This is a genomic window from Natronomonas halophila, assembly GCF_013391085.1.
GTDB classification, from domain to species: domain Archaea; phylum Halobacteriota; class Halobacteria; order Halobacteriales; family Haloarculaceae; genus Natronomonas; species Natronomonas halophila.
On sequence record NZ_CP058334.1, the window covers coordinates 1,722,639 to 1,741,097 of the forward strand.

Consider the following 18,459-nt stretch of genomic DNA (forward strand, 5'->3'; position numbering starts at 1 on the left):
AAATCCGGCGATGGGTATATAGGCTGGCGGCCGCCATGGTCTGTGAACCCGTGTCGCCGTCCGGTGGTCCCCCATGAAACTGGACGCCCTCGCCGAGGCCGTCGTCGTCGAGCACCGCCGCAAAATAATCGCCGTCACGCTTGCGGTCGTGTTCGTCCTCAGCCTCGGGCTTCCGGGACTGGTCATCGATACGACCCTCGAGGAGTTCCGCGGCGGGACGCCCGAACACGAGGCCAACGGCTACATCGAGAACAACCTCAGCGGGCAGGCGCCCAACTCGACTGGCTCGTTCGTCGTCATCCGCGACGACGAGAACGTCCTCACGAAGGACCGGTACGTCCAGCAGTTGCGCGCCCAACAGCGAATCCGGAACGACTCCGTCGTCGGGCCAACGCTCGTCGACGAGCAGCCGCCGCTGGGCGTCGCCAACGTCGTCGCAATCGTCGCCATCAAGCGCGAACGCGGCGTTCCGCCCGAGGAAATCACCGTCAATCCGCGGCCCCCTCTCGATGCGCAAATCGAGGCCGTCGAGGACCTCACGGATTTCGAACGCCAACTCTACACCGCCTACGCCGTCGGCCTCGTGATGGACGACGTCGACCACACCTGGCCGGCGGGCGGTTCCTTCGCGACGGTCCCGACCAGCTACGAGGGCAACGGCAAGACCGCCGAGTCGACGGCCATCGTCGTCTCGCATAAGGAGTCGACCTCGCCCGAGGAACTCGCGGCGGCCCAGACCCGAATGGCCGACATCGTCGACGAGGAAGTCGAAGGCGAGGCGCTCGTCCTCGGTGACGGCATCATCGACGACGAACTCCGGCGCTCGTCGTTCGACAGCCTCGGCATCGTCGGCCCGCTGGCGTTCCTCTTCGTCGTCGTCGTGTTGCTCTTCGCCTACAGGGACCTCTACGACGTCCTGCTCGGCCTCTTCGGGGTCGGGTGTGTCCTCGTGTGGACGCTCGGCTTCATGGGGTGGGCGGGAATCACGTTCAACCAGTTGTTCGTCGCCGTTCCCGTGCTGTTGATGGGACTGTCCATCGACTACGCCATCCACGCCGTGATGCGGTATCGGGAGGCCCGACCGCCGGACGAGGGCGGCTTCCAGTTCGGCGACGCGGAGGGGCGGCGCTCGGTTCGGAACGCGATGGCGACCGCCCTCGGCGGCGTCGCGGCCGCCTTCGCGCTCGTGACGATAACGACCGCCACCGGTTTTCTCTCGAACCTCGTCAGCGAAGTCCCGCCCATCCGGCAGTTCGGCCTCGTCAGCGCCGTCGGTATCTGCGGGGCACTGGTCGTCTTCACGCTCCTGCTCCCGGCCCTCAAGGTCGAACTCGACGGGTGGCTCGAAGGCCGCGGCATCGACCGCCGCCTCCCCGCGTTCGGCACCGAGGGCGGCCGCCTGTCGGCGGTTCTCGCCGGCCCCATCGCCGCCGCGCGCATCTCACCCAAAGGCGTGCTGGCCGCCGCACTCGTCGTCACGCTCGTGGCCGGCGCCGGTGCTGCGACGGTCGATACCACCTTCGAACAGGAGGACCTGCTCGTCGAGGAAGTCCCCGACTGGCAGCAGAACCTCGGCCCGCTTTCGGCCGGCACCTACACCGCACAGGACAACATCGCCTTCGTCAACAACGAGACCTACGTCTACGACGGCACGACGACCCAGGTTCTCGTCCGCGGCGACATCACGCAGGATGACACGCTCGAACGCGTCCAGCAAGCCTCCGACCGGGCCAACGAGACCGACGTCGTGCTCGTCATGCCCGACAACGAACCGGGAACCCAGAGCCCCGTGCGCGTGATGGAGGACCTCGCCGAGGACGACGAGGCGTTCGCCGAAACCTTCGAGGCGGCCGACACCGACGGCGACGGCGTCCCCGACCGGAACATCGAGGGCGTCTACGACGCCTTCTACGAGGCCGCGCCGGAGGGGGCCGCAAACTGGGTCCAGCGCGAGGACGGCGAGTACGTCGCCCTTCGTCTGGTGGTCCCCGTCGACGGGACCGCCGGTGAGGCCGAAATCGCCGACCAGATTCGCCCCGTCGCCGAACCCGTCGACGGCGACGGCCTCGATGCCATCGCGACGGGCCAACCCGTGATGAATCAGGCCGTCGCCGAGGGCCTGCTGTCGACGGTCATCAACAGTCTCGCCATCACGCTGGCCGTCGTTCTCGGCGTCCTCGCGGCCGTCTACCGCCGACTGGAGGGGTACGCCAGTCTCGGGGCGGTCACCATCACGCCCGTCCTCCTGGCGGTGGTCTGGATTACCGGCTCGATGGCCGCCCTCGGCATCCCGTTCAACGTCATGACCGCGCTCATCACGAGTTTCACCATCGGCCTCGGCGTCGACTACTCCATCCACGTCGTCGAACGCTACGTCTCGGAGTTGAACGCCGAGGTCGGCAAACAGGAAGCCCTCGAACGCGCCGTCTTCGGCACCGGCGGCGCCCTGCTGGGCTCGACGGCCTCGACCGCGGGCGGCATCGCCATCCTCGGCCTCGCGTTGCTCGTCCCGCTCCAGCAGTTCGGGGTCATCACCGCCCTCACCATCGTCTACGCCTTCATCGGCAGCGTCGTCGTCCTGCCGAGTCTTCTCCTGCTGTGGACCGACTGGGCCGGCGCCGACCCCACGGACGTCCCCGAGCACGTCCGGCGTCGTCGGCAGCGCCAGCAGGCCGAGAGCGACGACTGAAGAGGGGCAGACGATTTGAGGCAGGCCTTCGACGGGTTCGCCATGGCTTTCGACCCCGGACTCACCGTCGCCGGCAGTCTCGCGATCCTGTTTCTCATCGGCGCAAGCGCCTTCTTCTCCAGCAGCGAACTCGCCATCTTCTCCTTGGCCCGCCACCGCGTCGACGCGCTGTCGACGACGGGCGCGGCCGGCCGGACGCTCGCCCGCCTTCGCGAGGACCCCCACAAACTGCTCGTCACCGTCCTGGTCGGCAACAACGTCGCCAACATCGCCGCCGCCAGCATCTCCACCGCGCTGCTCATTCAGGTGCTCCCGCCCGGCGAGGCCGTCCCCCTCGCGACGGTGTTCACCAGCGGGTTCGTCCTCGTCATCGGCGAAATCGCGCCGAAATCCTACGCCGTCTCCAACGCCGAACCGTGGGCACTCCGGGTTTCCCGACCGCTCGCGCTGGTCCAGAAACTCATGTCGCCGGTCGTCTACCTCTTCGAAATCGCCACCAACGCCGTCACCCGCCTCATCGGCGGCAGTACGGACTTCGAGACCTACCTCACCCGCGAAGACATCGAGACCATCGTCGTCTCCGGCACCGAAACGGGCGCCATCGCCAGCGAGGAAGGCGCCATGATTCGCGGCGTCCTCGATTTGAGTGAACGCCCCATCCGCGCGGTCATGGTCCCGCGGGTGGACATGATTGCCGTTCCCCGCTCGTCGGACCTCGATACCGTCGTCGAAACCGCTGCGGACAACCACATCACGCGCGTCCCGATATTCGGCGAGAACCGCGACGATATCGTCGGCGTCGCGGACCTTCGTGACGCCATCAACGCCCGCAAGGAAGGCGGCGACCTTTCGTCTATCCTCACCGACCCCGAGTTCGTTCCCCAGTCAAAACCTATCGACGAACTGCTCGCGGAGATGCAAGCCGAGAACCTGCGGATGGTCTTCGTCGTCGACGAGTTCGGCTCCGTGGTCGGGCTGGCGACCCTGGAGGACGTCGTCGAGGAGGTCGTCGGCGAGATTCTCGACCACGGCGAGACGGAACCGATTCGGGTTCTCGATGAAACGACGGCCGTCGCCCACGGGTGGGCCACCGTCGCCTACGTCAACGAAACGCTGGGGCTCTCGCTGCCGACCGACGCCGACTTCGAGACGCTCGCGGGACTCATCCACGCCCACACCGGCCAACTCCCCGAGGAGGGCGACCGTATCGAGGTCGGCGGCGTTACGCTGACGGTCCTCGATGCGACGAGCACGCGTATCCGGCGGGTGCGCGTGGAGTGGCAGAAAAGCGAAGAATAGCCGCTATTCGACCTGTGATTTGAGCCGCGACAACAGGTTCAGCGCCTCCAGCGGCGTCGTTTCGGCGAGGTCGACCGCGCGGAGTTCCGCGAGAATATCCGCTGGGAGTTCGCCCCCATCTGTTGAGGCAGGAACTTCGGTCGTCGTGCCGTCGTCGTCCGCAATCGCCGCTCGCTCGTCGGTTTCGTCGGCCAGCACCGCCTCGGCGCGCTGAACGACCTCGGCGGGGACGCCGGCGGTGTTGGCCACCTCGACGCCGTAGGAGGCCTCGGCCGGTCCCTCCCGGAGGTCGTGTTCGAAGTCGACGCCGTCGGCGCGTCGTTCCGCGGAGAAATGGTAGTTGCGCGCCCGCGGCAACTCGGCGGCCACGTCGGTCAGTTCGTGATGGTGGGTCGCAAAGAGGGTGTAGGCGCCCACCTCGTCGTGGAGGTACTCGGTGGCGGCCTGGGCGATGGCGTAGCCGTCGGTGGTGGAGGTGCCGCGGCCCACCTCGTCGAGGACGACCAGCGAGCTCTCGTCGGCCGCCTCCAGAATCGTCGCGAGTTCGGTCATCTCGACCATGAACGTCGAGCGGCCGCCGGCAATGTCGTCGGAGGCCCCGACGCGCGTAAAGATTCGGTCGATGACGGGTAGTTCGGCGCTCCGGGCAGGGACGAAACTCCCCATCTGTGCCATCACGGAGAGCAACGCGACCTGTCGCATGTAGGTCGACTTGCCGGACATGTTGGGGCCGGTGATGACCGCCATCGGGCGCTCGCGCGGGAGGTCCGTCGGGTTCGGGACGAACGCCTCCTCGGTGCGCTCGACGACGGGGTGGCGTCCGCCCTCTACATCGATTCCGTCGGCGCCAACCTCGGGCCGGCAGTAATCGTAGCGGGCGGCGACCGTCGCCAGCGAGCAGAGCGCATCGAGGCGAGCGACGGCGTTGGCGGTCCCCTGAATCCGCTCGGTTGCTTCGCCGACCTCCTCGCGAACCTCCTTGAAGAGGTCGTACTCGCGTTCGTCGGCGCGGCCCTCGGCGCGGATAATCTCGTCCTCCCGCTCTTTCAGTTCGGGCGTGTAGAACCGCTCGGAGTTCTTCAGCGTCTGTCGGCGCTGGTAGTCGTCGGGCACGGCATCGAGGTTGGGGTTGGTCACCTCGATGTAGTAGCCGTGGACGGAGTTGTGTCCGACTTTCAGGGAGTCGACGCCGGTCCGCTCGCGTTCCTGTGCTTCGAGGTCGTCGATCCACGCCTTCCCCTCGCGTTCGGTCTGTCGGAGGTCGTCCAGCGTCTCGTCGTAGCCGTCGCGGATGACGCCGCCCTCGGTGATTTCGACGGGCGGCGACTCGACGATGGCGCGGTCGATGAGGTCACGCACGTCGGGGCAGTCGTCCAGTTCCTCGTGAATCTCTGCGAGCAGGTCGCTTTTGTCGGCCGAATCGGCGATGCACTCCCGGAGGTCCGGGACGACCGAGAGCGTCGATTCCAGGGCCCGGAGGTCGCGGGCATCGGCCCGTCCTCGGGAGACGCGCGCCACGAGGCGTTCGAGGTCGTAAACGTCGGCGAGCAGTTCGCTTGCCTGCTCGCGGTCGCCGACGCTTTCGACCAGTGCTTCGACGGCATCGAGACGGTCCTCGATGTGGGACTCGTCTAACAGCGGCCGTCGGAGCCAATCACGGAGTTCGCGCCCGCCGAGCGCACTCGCCGTCTCGTCGAGCGTTTCGACGAGGGCGGCGCCCTCCAGTCCGTGGACGTGCCGCGGTTCGAACACCTCCAGCGAGCGAAGCGCGACGGCGTCCAGCAGCATGTACTCGCGGGGGTCGTAGCGCGTGAGGTGATTGAGGTAGTCCAGTTGCTCGGTTTCGCCGTCGGTCGTCCCGCCGCGGGCGTACTCGGCGTACGACAGCAGCGCGCCGCAGGCCCGGAGTTCGGCCTCGCTGGCGAGCGTGGTATCACCAAAATACTCCTGCACCTTCTTGCGGGCGTTCTCGATGTCGAAGGCCGACCGCTCGTAGGGCGTGACCATGCAGTTCGACGCGAAGGGGTCGGTCGGCGCGTCGGGGCCGACGACGGCCTCAGCGGGGTCGAACCGCTGGAGTTCGTCCTCGACAGCTTCGAGGCGGCCGAGTTCGGTGGCGTAGAAATCACCCGTCGAGACGTCCAGCAGGGCGAGTCCGTAGCCGTCGGTGAGACAGGCCACGAAGTTGTTGTCCTCCTCTTTGAGCAGTTCCGTCTCCGTCAGCGTGCCGGGCGTGACCACCCGCGTGACCGCGCGGTCGACCAGTCCCGACGTCTCCTCGGGTTTCTGGACCTGGTCGGCGACCGCGACCCGGTAGCCGGCCTCCAGCAGCGTCTCGATGTACGATTCGGCGTTGTCGATGGGGATGCCGGCCATCGGGTAGGTGCCGGTTGAGTCCTCCCGCTGGGTGAGCGTGATTTCGAGGATGCGCGCCGTCGCCTCGGCGGCCTCGCAGAAGGTTTCGTAGAAGTCGCCGACCTGGAACAACACCAGTGCATCGTCGTAGCGCTCACACAGTTCCAGATACTGCGAGAGCATCGGCGTCAACTCCTCGGCCTTCTCGGCCATCGCGGGCGGCGGCCCCAACGCCTCGTCCATATCCGAGGGTGCGTCTCGTCGCTCAAATACTCACCGGGCGACGGTCGATTCCGCTTTTGGCGTCGGTCGGCCGGATTATATGGGCCGGCCCCCAAGAGGCCCGCATGGCTGACGACGACAGGGGAACCACCCCGCTCTTCGACCCGCGGTTGTTCACGCCGACCGAGTTCCTCGGCGAGGACATGGAGCACAACGTCGACGTGACGGGCGATACCAGCGTCGAGGTCAACCACACGCTCGACCTCGATTTGCCGATGCGGCGCATCGAGGCCGGCGTCATCTGCTTTGCCGTTCTCGTGGTCGCCCTCGGCGTACTGACGGGCTTCGGGCCGACGGTACAGGTCAGCGCGGCGCTGGGTGCCGTCGTGGTCGGCAACGTCCTCGCACGGGCGGTCGGGCGGTAGCGAGTCGGCCCCTCCGCGGATTTTATACCCTAACCACGAGACGCCTCGCGTATGGAAATCGGTGAGGAGGTCCGGCGCATCTACCGGGAATCCATCGGTATCCTCTGTGTCAGCCTCCTCGGCGGCCTCTTTGCGGGCACGGTCCTCGGCAGCGAAGCCATGCGCGCCGGGTTCCGCGAGTTCCCCGGACTGCTGCTTTTGCTTCCGGCCTTCCTCGCGACCCGCGGCAACGTCTACGGCGCCTTCGGCGCGCGCATCTCCTCGGGCCTCCACCAGGGGCTTATCGAACCCGACCTCGGCTGGGACCGCCGACTGGTCAACGCCGTCGTCGCTTCCTTTATAAATGGGCTCGGTATCTCGGTGTTCATCGGCGCCCTCTCGTGGGCCATCCTCCAGGCGCTCGGCCGCGAATCCGCCCGCCTCGTCGAACTCGTCAGCATCACCTTCCTCGCCGGCCTGCTTACCTCCGTCGTCCTCGTGTTCGGTCTACTGATTTTGGTTTTCGGCAGCTACGAACGCGGGATGGACCCCGACAACCTCATCGGGCCTATCGTCACCATGCTCGGCGACGTCTTCGGCGTCGTCTTCCTCTATCTCGCCATCGTCGCCATCGGGGTGGTACTGTGACCGACGACATCGGCTCGTGGCGCACCCGGCGCATCGTACTCACGATGTTCCCGCTGTTGCTCGGCCTCTCGGTGCTGGAGATGGGCTCGGGCTACGTACTGGAAGCCCTCGAAGCGACGTACGTCGACAACCCGACGCTGCTCGTGTTGGTGCCGGTGATGATTGGAATGGGCGGGAATCTCGGTGCCATCCTCTCCTCGCGGCTCTCGACGCGGCTCCACCTCGGCGTGCTGGAGTTCGACCTCCGCGATACCGTCCTCTGGACGAACATCATCGCGATTCTGAGCCTCGCGGCCACCGTCTTCACCCTGCTGGCCCTCGCAGCGTGGGTCATCGGCCGGTTCATCACCGGCACGCCGATGGCGCTTGCGGATTTGCTCATCATCTCGCTCGGCAGCGGCATGTCGCTGGCGGTGCTGGCCATCCTGCTTTCCATCGGCGCGACGTACGTCTCCTACCGGCTGGGGCTGGACCCCGACGACACGACGATTCCGGTCGTCACGAACGTCGCCGACATCTGCGGGGTGCTGATTCTGTCGGGGTTCGCAATTTTAGTGTTGTAAGAGCCGCGCCGCTATCGGATATAAAAGCCGTGTGAAGGAAATGGGACCAATGGCCGCCGCGGTGACGCGGTGGCGCGACGGGACTGCCGCTTAGGCCGCGGCGTCTTCGTCGGTGCTGGTCGCGCTCTCGGCGGCGTCGGAGACGTTCTCGGTCACGTCCTCGACTTGCTCGGAGAGGGTTTCGGTCTGCTCTTCGATCTGCTCCTGAACCTCGTCGAGCTGCTCTTCGAGCTGGTCGCGGAACTCCTCGCCGCGCTCCTCGAGTTCGTCGCGGACGTCCTCGATTTGGGTCTGGAGATCTTCGAGGGCGTCGACGGTCTGGTCTTCGAGGTCCTCGTTGGCCTCGAGGATGGATTCGACCTGCTCGTCGAGCTGGTCGAGGAAGTCATCGAGGAACTCGTCGACGGAGTCGCTGCCGTCTTCGAGGCCGTCCTCGATGCGGTCGAGGGCGTCCGTGCGGTTCTCCTCGATGGTGTCGAGCTGTTCGTCGATGCTCTCGCGGAGGTCCGCGACGACGTCCTGGTCGCCGGGGACGGTCGCCTCGATGGCGTCGAAGTAGGTGTCGAAGCCGGTGCGGACGAGGTCACCGCTGCGCTCGGAGACGTCGCGGGCAGGCTCGAAGCCGCCGATGACCGTCTCGTTGAGGCGCTTCTGGAACTCGACGCCGCTTTCGATGGCGTCGCGGGTGCCCTCGATGGTCGTTCGCTGGAACTGGAAGACCGCACTGACGGGGGAGTCGTTCTCGCTCATTGTATTTGGATAGAGGGTTCCCGAGTATATAAATCTGTCTCTGAATGGTATTCAAAACCATCAAATGTCTTTGAATGTCTGAAAGATGCGGAGGGGGCCTGCCAGTACCTCGGGAGTAGCACGGCAGCCGTTACGGACGGGCGGGTGATTCAGACGACCGACCTACACGCGCGAATGAAACAAAAGAAAGCACGAGAGCGGCGGCTACGAACGTGAAAAACGCGAGAAATCGAGGGGTTCAGGATTTCGCCAGCGATTCGAACTCCTCGGCGGATGTGCGGGTGCCCTTGGTGATGAGGACGTCGCCGGCCTGCAGGGTCAAATCCGCGTCGGAGGCGATAATCCAGCCTTCCTCGGGCCGCCGGACCGCGATGACGCTCATGCTGAGTTCCGTCTCGGGGACGCCCGCCTCGATTTCGGTGCCGTCGAGGACGCTGCCTGCCTCGATTTCGGTGCGGGTGATGATTTCGTCGGACTCCTGAACGGCGAGTTCGACGACCGGGTGGATATCGAGCCCCCGGAGGACGCCCTCGCTGATTTCGAGGGCGGCGTCGCTTATCATCTCGGTACTGACGCCGAGATAGATGAGGCCGCGCAGGGAGACGGGGTCCTCGGCGTCGGCGGCGGCGGCGAGCAGCCACGCCTCGAACCGCGAGCGCAGCGCGTCGACCTCGACTTCGAGGTTGCGGACCTCCTCGGCGAGTTCGGCGTTCTCGAAGAGGATGCTGCCGTACGCGAGGTCGACGGCCAACTCCGAGAGGTTCTTCATCAGGATGATGGAGTCGACCGCGCGTTCGAGGTCGTCGACCTCCGATTCCGGCGGTTCCGGCGACTCGTAGGCCTCGCCGCTCGCGGTCTCGTAGACGTCGGCCAGCGCCTCCTCGGGCCCGCGCATCAACATCACGTCGTCGGCCTCGATCGTCGTCCCGGGGCCGGGGTTCAGAATCCACTCGTCGCCGCGGCGGATGCCGATGACGCGAACGCCCGTCTCGCTTTCGAGGTTGATATCCAAAAGCGTCCGGCCGGCGAACGCCGAGTCGTCGGCGACTTCGCCGCGGACCAGCGCCTCGACGGCTTCGGGGAGGGCCGCCCGCATCGCCTCCGGCAGGCCGATGTCTTCGAGGACGATTTTGGCGATGTCGGCGGCGGCGTCGCTGATGTGGTCCGCCCCCGCCGCGATGCCGAGCACGGGCGCCAGCGTCTCCACCTCGCTCGGGTTGCGCGCGGCCATCATGAGGCTCATCCGCGCGCGCATCTGGAGAACGTCCATCTTCTCTTCGAGCGTCAGCACCTCCTGTGCGAGGTCGTCGCTCTGGTGGAGCACCGCCGAGTAGGCGAGGTCGATGAGTAACTCGGAGGTGTCCTTCATCTCGATCAGGAGTTCCTTGACGCTAATCGGCTCGTAATCCACCGACTGCGGGACGGAACTCCCATCGAACCCGACCATACCTCCCCCTTCCGAAGGAGGCGATAAAAAGCCTTGTTCGCCCGTCGCCGCTGATTGTACCTCCGGGACCGCCGCGCGTCTTTTCCCTGCGCGGCCCGAACGCCAATCGATGAGTAGGCCGACCACCCTCGAAGTGGACCTGCACGTCCACAGCGAGGCGTCGTACGACGGGCACGAACCGGTCGAGCTAATCCTCGAACACGCCGCCGACATCGACCTCGATGCCGTGGTCATCACCGACCACGACACCATCGGTGCCTCCATCGAGGCCGCCGAGATGGCGGCCGACTACGGCCTCGTCGGCGTGCCCGGTGTCGAGGTATCGACCGCCGACGGCCACCTGCTGGCCATCGGTATCGAGGAGATGCCCGCGCCTGGCCGCCCCATGGTCGAGACCGTCGAGGAAGTTCAGGCGGCCGGCGGCGTCGCCGTCGTTCCGCACCCCTTTCAGCGGACCCGCCACGGCGTCCGCAAGCGACGACTCAAGCACGTCGACCCCGACGCCATCGAGACGTTCAACGCCTGGCTCTTTACGGGCTACCGCAACCGCCGCGCTCGGCGCTACGCCACGAAATACGGCTACCCCGCCGTCGGCGGCAGCGACGCCCACTCGCTTCTGACCGTCGGCCGTGCCTACACCGAAATCACCATCGACAAACCCGTGCCAGACATCGACAGCGACGACATCGTCGCGGCCATCCGCGAGGGCGACACCGGCGTTCGGGGCCACCGTGCGTCCATCAAACGCGCCACTGGCCACTACGCCAAAGCCGCCGCCCGAAAGAGCGCGTGGGGCGTCCGGACCGCCCTCAAAAAGAGTGCGTGGGGCGCCAAACGGACCGGGTCGGCCGTCTTCTCCTGGTAGTCAGTCCGACAGTCGCCGAAGTCGGTTCTCGCCTCGCTCAGACGCGCGTGTCGACGAGGTCGAAGGCCGTGCCGTTGTTCTGTTCGTTGGCGCGCTCGTAGACGACGTGGGCTGTCGCGACGTCCTGGATGGCGAGCCCGGTCGAATCGAAGACGGTGACGCCGTCCTCGGGGGTGCGACCGGCCTCGTCGCCGGTGACGATTGCGCCCAACTCGCCGTAGAGGTCCTCGTCGGAGAGGAGGCCACGGCTCCATGGGACGTTGATTTCGCCGGAGTGGGTACACTGCTCGTAGTCGTCGATGACGAGTTTGGCGTTCGTGACGATTTCCTCGTCGAGTTCGTTTTTGCCGGGGGCGTCGGCGCCCATCGCGTTGATGTGGGTGTGGTCGCCGACGTCAGCGGCGTCGACGATGGGCGATTCGACGGGCGTGACCGTCGAGAGGATGTCACACTGGGCGGCCTCGGCGATGGAGCCACCGCGGACGTCGAACTCGTCGCCGAAGCGGTCGATGAATCGCTGGACGGCGTCCTCCCGTTTGTCGGCGACGACGACCGTCTCGATGTCCCGAACCACGCTGATGGCCTCCAGTTGCGTGTAGGACTGGACCCCCGCGCCGACGATGCCCAGCGAACTGGCGTTCGGAATCGAGAGGTGGTCGGTGGCGACTGCTGCCGCTGCGCCGGTCCGTTTGCGGGTCAGCGTCGTCCCGTCCATAATCGACAGCGGGAAGGCGTTTCTCGGGTCCGAGTAGATCATCGTCCCCATCACCGTCGGCAGGTCGAACTCGTCGGGGTTGTCCGTGTGGACGTTGACCCACTTGATGCCCGCCGCGTCCCAGTCGCCGGCGTCCATGTAGGCCGGCATCGAGCGGAAGTCGCCGTTGTACTTCGGCAGGTCGATGTACGACTTCGCCGGCATCTGGACGTTGCCGTGCTGGTAGGCCGCAAAGGCCTCCTCGACGGCCACGATTACCTCCTCCATCCGGGCGTTGTCGCCCACGTCCTCCCGGTTCAACAACAGGGTCTCCATATGGCAAATTTTGCACGGGCGCCTACTTATGTCCATGCACTTTGCCAGGTTCCGCCCTTCGAGATATGTCAAACCGTTCCTTGAGCCTACACAAAGCCCTCTACCTAAACGTCCGTCCGCTCTTCTATGACGACGCTGAACCGACGAACCGTACTGGCGGCGGTCGGTGCGGCCGCTCTCGGGGGGTGTACCCGGTCGGAACTGCCGATGGTCGGCGACTCCACCGAGGACCTGCCCGAGGACTGCCCGGTCTCACAGGACTACGGCGTCGAGTGGCCCGCTGACCTCGATGCCGACGCCGCGGAGACGTTCGTCGAGAACTACGAGGCCGTCCACTACCGGGAGGGTGTCGTCGGGTACGAACCCGAGACGCAGCTGGATTCCTACGATCTGGGCGTCAACTCGGAGGGCGTCCAGCGTTCGGGCGACGGCTACGAGGTCGAGGTCTCGGGCAACGGCGGCATCTACCGGCCGGATTTGATGTTCGGCGCCCACCGCGAGGACGACCCCGCCGACGCCGAGCGCGTGCCCGCAAGCGAGGTGGAGGACGAACGACTCCGCGAGTTGCTGGAGACGGCCGCCGCCGAGGGCGAGGCCGACGCGAACGTTCGACACGGCCCCGAAGTCGACCAGTACATCGACCTCTTCGATTCCCTGTTCGACAGCTACGACCCTCACCAGAAGCATGGGGATTCGAGGACGCTCTACTTCACTGTCGACGGCACGCCCGTCGAAGTCGACGTGACTGCCTCGACGCTACACGGCGACTACTGGTGGTCGGCGACCTACTACGTCGACGAACACGTCGTCTACCGGGCCGAGGAGGACCAGTCGCCCACGGACGGCAGGCTGCTGGAGTGTCGGGACTCGACCTGAAGCACAGGGCGCGCCGTTTAAAAGGCTCCATCGGCTATCCTTCGGCAATGAGTTCCGGTTCGCGCTCCGAAGAGTTCTGTCCGCGCTGCGGCGACGCCATCGAACGGCCCCCGGAGGTCGACCTCCCGACGGGGCCGCGCGACCCGGATTCGGTGCTGTGCGACGAGTGTTACTTCGAGGATTTCGACCTCGTCGACGCCCCCGAGCGCATCGAGGTTCGGGTCTGTAGCCAGTGCGGTGCGCTCCACCGCGGCAACCGCTGGATAGACGTCGGCGCCCGCGACTACACCGACATCGCCATCGAGGAGACGGCCGAGCGGTTGGCGGTCCACGTCGACGCCCACGATATCGACTGGGGCGTCGAACCCGAACAGGTCGACCAGAACACCATCCGGATGCACACGGTGTTCACCGGCATCATCCGCGATACGCCGCTACAGGAGGAGGTCACCGTCCCCGTCTACATCGCCCGGGAGACCTGCGACCGCTGTGGCCGCATCGCGGGCGACTACTACGCCTCCATCGTGCAGGTCCGGGGTACCGAGCGCACGCCGACACCCGAAGAACAGGACCGCGCCATCGAAATCGCCGAGGAGTTCGTCGCTGACCGCGAGGAGGACGGCGACCGCGAGGCGTTCATCACCGAGACCACGGAGATGAAAGACGGCGTGAACATGAAGGTCTCGACCAACAAACTCGGCCAGACCATCGCCGAACGCATCGTCCGCGAGTTGGGCGGGGCCGTCTCCGAGGCGCCTACGCTGGTCACCGAGGACAGCGACGGCAACGAGGTCTACCGGGTCACCTTCACCGCGCGCCTGCCGCCCTTCGTCCCCGGCGACGTTATCGACCTCGACGACGGCGAGGGCCCCGTCCTCGTCACCAGCGCCCACGGGAACCTGAAGGGCACCCGTCTGGAAACGGGCGACCGCTACGAGGCCGACTTCGAGGACGGTATCGCGCCCGAGGCCCGAAAACTCGGCACTCGCGAGGACGCCGAGGACACGACCGTCGTGACCGTGGAAGACGCCCACGCCGTGCAGGTGCTCGACCCCGAGACCTACGAATCCAAGACGATTCCGCGCCCCGACTACATGGACCCGGATGCCGACGAGGTACCGGTGCTCAAACACCGCGACGGCCTGCATATCCTCCCCGAATAGCGTGTCGCCCCTCGCCGCGCTCGTTTCGAAACCCCGCACGCAGGATGCCATCGACGCCCTGCGCGCGGAGGGCGTCTACGATTCGACGAGAAGCGTTGCTGAATACGACAACGAACGAGTGGCGATTCCCGTCCACGAGGCGCCTGCGGAAACGGCCGTCGATGACACGCGCAAGGTCGACCTGCCGACCAGAGCGCGCGGCCTCGACGACGTTCTGGCCGCTCGCGGCGCCAGCGAGGAAACCATCACGGCTGCTCCGTCCTCGTGGGCCGTCGTCGGCGATATCGTGCTGGCGGATTTCGGCGATGTCTCCGCCGAATCGACGCTTGACGCCGACGAGCGCGAAATCGTCGGCGAGGCGCTACTCGAACTCCACGGCAACGCCGACACCGTCCTCGCTCGCGGTGGTATTTCGGGCACCCGCAGGGAACCCTCGCCGGAGGTCGTCGCGGGGACGGGCGAAACCGAAACGGTCCACGTCGAACACGGCACCAACTACGCGGTCGATTTCTCGAAGGTGATGTTCTCGCCGGGAAACAAGGCCGAACGCGCCCGGATGGGAGACATCGTCGGACCGGGCGAGCGCGTCTTCGATATGTTCGCCGGCATCGGCTATTTCACGCTCCCGATGGCGCGGGCCGGCGCCGAGGTGACCGCCGCCGAAATCAACCCCGAGTCCTTTCGGCTGCTCGTCGAGAACGCACGGCTGAACGATGTTTCCGACCGTGTCGAAGCGGTCCTCGGCGACTGCCGCGACGTGGAGACGACGGCCGACCGGGTCGTGATGGGGTATTACGACGGACATGAGTACCTTGACTCGGCGCTGGATACGCTCGTTTCGGGCGGCACGCTCCATCTACACGAGGCGACGCCGGAACCGCTGTTTCCCGACCGGCCGGTCGACCGACTGACTGCGGCCGCCGACCAGGCGGGGCGGTCCGTCGAGATAGCGGACACACGCGTTGTGAAAAGCCACAGCGAAGGCGTCGTCCACGCCGTCGTCGACGCCGTCGTCGAGTAGGCTATCGTGCGAACACTGCCTTCGGTGTCGGGAGTGCCTGACACGACGAGGGACTTATAGGGGGAAAGGGCAAACTACCGCTATGGATTTCGGCCCTGACCTCGACCGGCAGCAGATTATGGCGCTGCTGTTCGTCTTCCTGATGATCATGTGGATGGTCGCGACCGCGGCGACCATCCTGTAGTTACTCGTCGCCCCAGACGTCCGACAGCGGGTGGTCGTCCAGCGACCCCGAGCGGCGCGCACTTTTCGACGCCGACTGACTCCGTGAGGTGGTCGTCCCGCCTGCGGACTCCCCCGCGTTCGTCGTGTCGGCGACGCCCTTCGGGTCGAACGGCGGGAGGTCGGGTTGGGACATGCGGTCGACCTGTTCGGCGAACCACTCGGGCATGTCGTGGCGCGCCCGCTCGAAGAGGTCCAGAAGCGAGGAATCGGCGAGATACGTCGCCCCGTAATCATCCGGCGAGCGGACCACGCGGCCGCAGGCCTGGATGACCGTTCGCAGCGCCGTCCGGTAATACCAGCCCCACTGGCCGTCTTCGAGGCGTTGGGCGACCCGCGAATCGTTCGTGTTCGGATACGGTGCCTTGCAGAGCACCTGCCACCGGCAGAGGTCGTCCTTCAAATCGAGGGCTTCCTCCATCTTCACCGAGACGAAGACGTCGGGGTCGTCGGCGCGCTTCCAGCCCGACAGCGCGGCGTCGCGGGTCTCCTTGTCGTGGCCGCGCACGCGGTCCGAAACGCCGAAATCGTCCAGCAACTCGTAGAGGTGGTCGGCGATGTCGTAGGAGTGGGCGTGAATCAGCCCCTTCTCGTCGGGGTGTTCGTCCATCAGGCGGACGATGGTGCGGGCGACTTTTGGCAGCGTCTCGTCGCGCTTTTCGTAGGTCATCTTCCCCTGTGTCACGTCGTAGAGCGGCCGGTTCTCGACGGGGAACGTGTGCGGGACGTCGACGAGCGCGACGTTGTCGGGGTCCAGTCCCGCGCTGCGGCAGAAGGCGTCCTTGTTGAGGATGGTCGCCGACAGGAGCGCGAACTTGGTGCCGCGGTCCCAGACCGTGTGATGCAGGTAGCGTGCGGGGTCCAGTGGCTTGACCGAGATGGCACGATTCCGTGATTGGTCGGCGACCCACGTCGTCGGACTGTCGGTGTCCCGCAGGTCTTCGAGGAACCAGCCCAAATCCCGGACCAGTTCGGCCAACTGGTCTCGCTCCTCGGCTTCCTCGGGCGTGAGTTCGGCCTTACCGCGCAACTCCTCCTGGCGGCGCGAACAGACCGTCGTCAGCCGTTCGGCGTAGTCCTCGACGTCGCTCAAATCGTCGATTTCGGGCGGTTCGCAGGCATCCCAGACCGGGATTTCCGCGGGCGAAAGGTCGATAGTCGCGTACATCTCCGCCCACTCCGCGAGGCCGTGGGCCTCGTCGACGACGACGACGTCCCGGGTACCGAAGACGTCGCTGCCGGCGGTCTGCATGAAGTAGGCGAGCGTCATCGCCGCGATTTCGCGGTTCGAGGCGATAGAGCGGTCCGAGAAGTACGGGCACCGATGTTTGACCGGGCAGTTGAACCCCCGCTCGCGGGCGCAGGGCGCCTGATTAACCGGCGTCGAGGTTTCGCCCGGCAGGATACACGAGTAGTTGGCCTTGCCGCGGATGACGCTCAGATCTTCGAGCAACTCGTCGCCCTCGACGTCGTCGAGTTGGGAGACCTGCGGCGTCGTGTAGTAGGCGCCGACGGGTTTGGCGGCCTCGCCGGAGCCGGCGTGTCGCGCGCACCCGGCGATGGCCCGCGCCAGCAGGGACTTGCCGCTGCCGGTCGGCGCGCGCACTAACACGACGTCGTTGCCGGCCTCGAAGGCGGCGCGGATGTCGCTGAGGGCCTGCTCTTGGGCGCCCCGGAAGGAGGGTGCGGGGAACTCATCGACGATACGCGACGGGTCCACAGCGAACCGAACGCCGTCGGCGGCCTAAAGTCCTCCCTTAGACGAACGCGGTCACGGTTATGACAATGCGAAGTGTCACCCGAACGGGGGCCGGTGCCCTCGTCGCGGCCGCTCCGGCCGTCCTCGCGGGCTTCGAGCGAGGTCAGGAGGGGCAGGGTGGAACGTGGAGTAAGTTTTTCACCCTCCCCGGCCCAACTGGGGTGTGGGTAGTTAACATGGGAATCAGAACGTCGCTCCAACAGGCGCGGTGGTTAACGTTCGCGGCCCTCGCGGTCGCCATCTGGTCGGTGGTCATCTGGTTCGAGGTACTCAACGGAATCGAGTGGGCGTCGATGAACTACATCGGCCGCTCTGCCCCAAGCGGGGTCATCGGGCTCCTCGTCCTCGGGGCGTTCATCGCCCTGCTGGTCGCCGTGTTCGGCGAACTCGGTGAAGAAGATCCGTCGCCGGAGAGTTGGCCCCCCGAATGACGTACTTCGAGTGTACCGAATGCGGGCAGATGGGTAACTTCACGAGAATGGAGCGGTCCGAACTCCGCCAGCGGTGTCCGTCCTGCGAGGAGGAAACCGTCTGGGAAACCGCCTTCGAGGCCGAGGAGGGGACGTTTTGATTACCTTCGAGGTCAGCGACCGCCTCTCTGAGGCCGCCGAGGAGTGGGCCGAGGCGCGGCTGGAGGACGAAGACGAGGCGCTCGAAACCAAGGTCGAACAGGCGCTGCTGGAGGTCGAACACCTCGTTTCCGGCGCCCACGAAGTCGACTTCGAGGTCGAGGGCCGGACCGTCCACCACGAGCCGACCGACGCCTTGGCGGCGTTCCTCGACCAGCAGGCGACGGAGAAGGGCATCGACGAGTCGGACGTGCTCGCACTCTACGTCGACCTGTTCGCACGCGTGTTCCTCGACGACGAGGAACGCCCGTCCAACGCGCCGCCGACCTGATACGGGCCGTCCTGTGTTGGAGGCCCTTTTATACGCAGAGCGTAGTGACTGCTCGACGGGCCCCACACAAACCTTAATACTACGTCTCCAGTATGTGTCATCATGTCACACAAGGACGGCGAATGGCGCCCCAAGGGCGCGACCGAGACGTTCAACGGGTTCGAAGTCTGGGACCACGGCGTCTGGCCGAACGAACTCCACACGGGCGAGGTCGACGGCGACGTCTCCTTGGAGGACTAACGCTTT

The 18,459-nt window shown here is 66.1% G+C and carries 18 protein-coding genes; 13 read left to right on the forward strand and 5 right to left on the reverse strand.

The genetic code is table 11. The features are described from left to right. Positions 1 to 73 precede the first annotated feature (73 nt). Positions 74 to 2,689 carry an efflux RND transporter permease subunit gene (locus tag HWV23_RS09325; RefSeq protein WP_178290137.1) on the forward strand — a complete coding sequence of 872 codons (2,616 nt, stop codon included), beginning with the start codon at positions 74 to 76 and terminating at the stop codon, positions 2,687 to 2,689. 42 nt (positions 2,690 to 2,731) lie between these two features. After that, on the forward strand, positions 2,732 to 3,988 hold the full coding sequence (locus tag HWV23_RS09330; RefSeq protein ID WP_178290138.1) for a hemolysin family protein: 1,257 nt from the start codon (positions 2,732 to 2,734) through the stop codon (positions 3,986 to 3,988). A gap of 3 nt (positions 3,989 to 3,991) precedes the next feature. On the opposite strand, the gene mutS is transcribed toward HWV23_RS09330, so the two are convergent. After that, positions 3,992 to 6,586, reverse strand: a complete 2,595-nt coding sequence (gene mutS / locus HWV23_RS09335; RefSeq protein WP_178290139.1) for a DNA mismatch repair protein MutS — start codon at positions 6,584 to 6,586, stop codon at positions 3,992 to 3,994. A gap of 104 nt (positions 6,587 to 6,690) precedes the next feature. Between mutS and HWV23_RS09340 the strand changes: the two genes are divergently transcribed. From HWV23_RS09340 to HWV23_RS09350, 3 genes are read left to right on the forward strand one after another with little or no spacing between them, the layout of a single operon-like run. Next, positions 6,691 to 6,990, forward strand: a complete 300-nt coding sequence (locus tag HWV23_RS09340) for a hypothetical protein (protein ID WP_178290140.1) — start codon at positions 6,691 to 6,693, stop codon at positions 6,988 to 6,990. A gap of 51 nt (positions 6,991 to 7,041) precedes the next feature. Continuing rightward, positions 7,042 to 7,617: a magnesium transporter gene (locus tag HWV23_RS09345; RefSeq protein WP_178290141.1), complete on the forward strand. Its 576-nt coding sequence runs from the start codon at positions 7,042 to 7,044 to the stop codon at positions 7,615 to 7,617. A 44-nt stretch (positions 7,618 to 7,661) separates the two neighbouring features. Then, on the forward strand, positions 7,662 to 8,180 hold the full coding sequence (locus HWV23_RS09350) for a magnesium transporter (RefSeq protein ID WP_178291637.1): 519 nt from the start codon (positions 7,662 to 7,664) through the stop codon (positions 8,178 to 8,180). 90 nt (positions 8,181 to 8,270) lie between these two features. On the opposite strand, the gene HWV23_RS09355 is transcribed toward HWV23_RS09350, so the two are convergent. Together HWV23_RS09355 and HWV23_RS09360 are read right to left on the reverse strand one after the other, a co-directional pair. Continuing rightward, complete coding sequence (locus HWV23_RS09355) at positions 8,271 to 8,930, reverse strand: apolipoprotein A1/A4/E family protein (RefSeq protein WP_178290142.1); 660 nt, start codon at positions 8,928 to 8,930, stop codon at positions 8,271 to 8,273. A 238-nt stretch (positions 8,931 to 9,168) separates the two neighbouring features. Continuing rightward, the gene (locus HWV23_RS09360) at positions 9,169 to 10,377 is read right to left on the reverse strand and encodes a potassium channel family protein (protein ID WP_178290143.1); all 1,209 of its coding nucleotides are present in this window, start codon (positions 10,375 to 10,377) and stop codon (positions 9,169 to 9,171) included. A 109-nt stretch (positions 10,378 to 10,486) separates the two neighbouring features. Here HWV23_RS09360 and HWV23_RS09365 point away from each other — a divergent pair, with 109 nt between their 5' ends. Continuing rightward, entirely contained in the window at positions 10,487 to 11,242 is a 756-nt protein-coding gene (locus tag HWV23_RS09365) for a CehA/McbA family metallohydrolase (protein ID WP_178290144.1), read from the forward strand. Between the two features lie 37 nt (positions 11,243 to 11,279). Here HWV23_RS09365 and HWV23_RS09370 read toward each other — a convergent pair whose 3' ends face one another. Then, positions 11,280 to 12,272 (reverse strand): ornithine cyclodeaminase family protein, encoded by a 993-nt coding sequence (locus tag HWV23_RS09370; protein ID WP_178290145.1) that lies wholly within the window; start codon positions 12,270 to 12,272, stop codon positions 11,280 to 11,282. A gap of 126 nt (positions 12,273 to 12,398) precedes the next feature. Here HWV23_RS09370 and HWV23_RS09375 point away from each other — a divergent pair, with 126 nt between their 5' ends. From HWV23_RS09375 to HWV23_RS09385, 3 genes are read left to right on the forward strand one after another with little or no spacing between them, the layout of a single operon-like run. Further along, entirely contained in the window at positions 12,399 to 13,148 is a 750-nt protein-coding gene (locus tag HWV23_RS09375; protein ID WP_178290146.1) for a hypothetical protein, read from the forward strand. 47 nt (positions 13,149 to 13,195) lie between these two features. Beyond that, entirely contained in the window at positions 13,196 to 14,311 is a 1,116-nt protein-coding gene (locus tag HWV23_RS09380; protein WP_178290147.1) for a 60S ribosomal export protein NMD3, read from the forward strand. 1 nt (position 14,312) lies between these two features. Next, the gene (locus HWV23_RS09385) at positions 14,313 to 15,332 is read left to right on the forward strand and encodes a class I SAM-dependent methyltransferase (RefSeq protein ID WP_246282667.1); all 1,020 of its coding nucleotides are present in this window, start codon (positions 14,313 to 14,315) and stop codon (positions 15,330 to 15,332) included. Between the two features lie 184 nt (positions 15,333 to 15,516). Here the strand turns inward: HWV23_RS09385 and HWV23_RS09390 are convergent, their stop codons facing one another. Continuing rightward, positions 15,517 to 17,274: a helicase C-terminal domain-containing protein gene (locus HWV23_RS09390; RefSeq protein ID WP_178290149.1), complete on the reverse strand. Its 1,758-nt coding sequence runs from the start codon at positions 17,272 to 17,274 to the stop codon at positions 15,517 to 15,519. 59 nt (positions 17,275 to 17,333) lie between these two features. Between HWV23_RS09390 and HWV23_RS09395 the strand changes: the two genes are divergently transcribed. The 4 genes from HWV23_RS09395 to HWV23_RS09410 all read left to right on the forward strand — a co-directional run bounded on the left by HWV23_RS09395 (position 17,334) and on the right by HWV23_RS09410 (position 18,453). Further along, the gene (locus HWV23_RS09395; RefSeq protein WP_178290150.1) at positions 17,334 to 17,744 is read left to right on the forward strand and encodes a hypothetical protein; all 411 of its coding nucleotides are present in this window, start codon (positions 17,334 to 17,336) and stop codon (positions 17,742 to 17,744) included. Continuing rightward, on the forward strand, positions 17,741 to 17,884 hold the full coding sequence (locus HWV23_RS09400) for a hypothetical protein (protein ID WP_178290151.1): 144 nt from the start codon (positions 17,741 to 17,743) through the stop codon (positions 17,882 to 17,884). The genes HWV23_RS09395 and HWV23_RS09400 overlap by 4 nt, the downstream gene beginning before the upstream one ends. Further along, a complete protein-coding gene (locus HWV23_RS09405; RefSeq protein WP_246282668.1) occupies positions 17,881 to 18,213 on the forward strand; it encodes a hypothetical protein in 333 nt (110 codons plus the stop codon). Before HWV23_RS09400 ends, HWV23_RS09405 begins: the two co-directional genes overlap by 4 nt. Before the next feature lie 102 nt (positions 18,214 to 18,315). Then, the gene (locus HWV23_RS09410; RefSeq protein ID WP_178290152.1) at positions 18,316 to 18,453 is read left to right on the forward strand and encodes a hypothetical protein; all 138 of its coding nucleotides are present in this window, start codon (positions 18,316 to 18,318) and stop codon (positions 18,451 to 18,453) included. Positions 18,454 to 18,459: the final 6 nt, after the last annotated feature.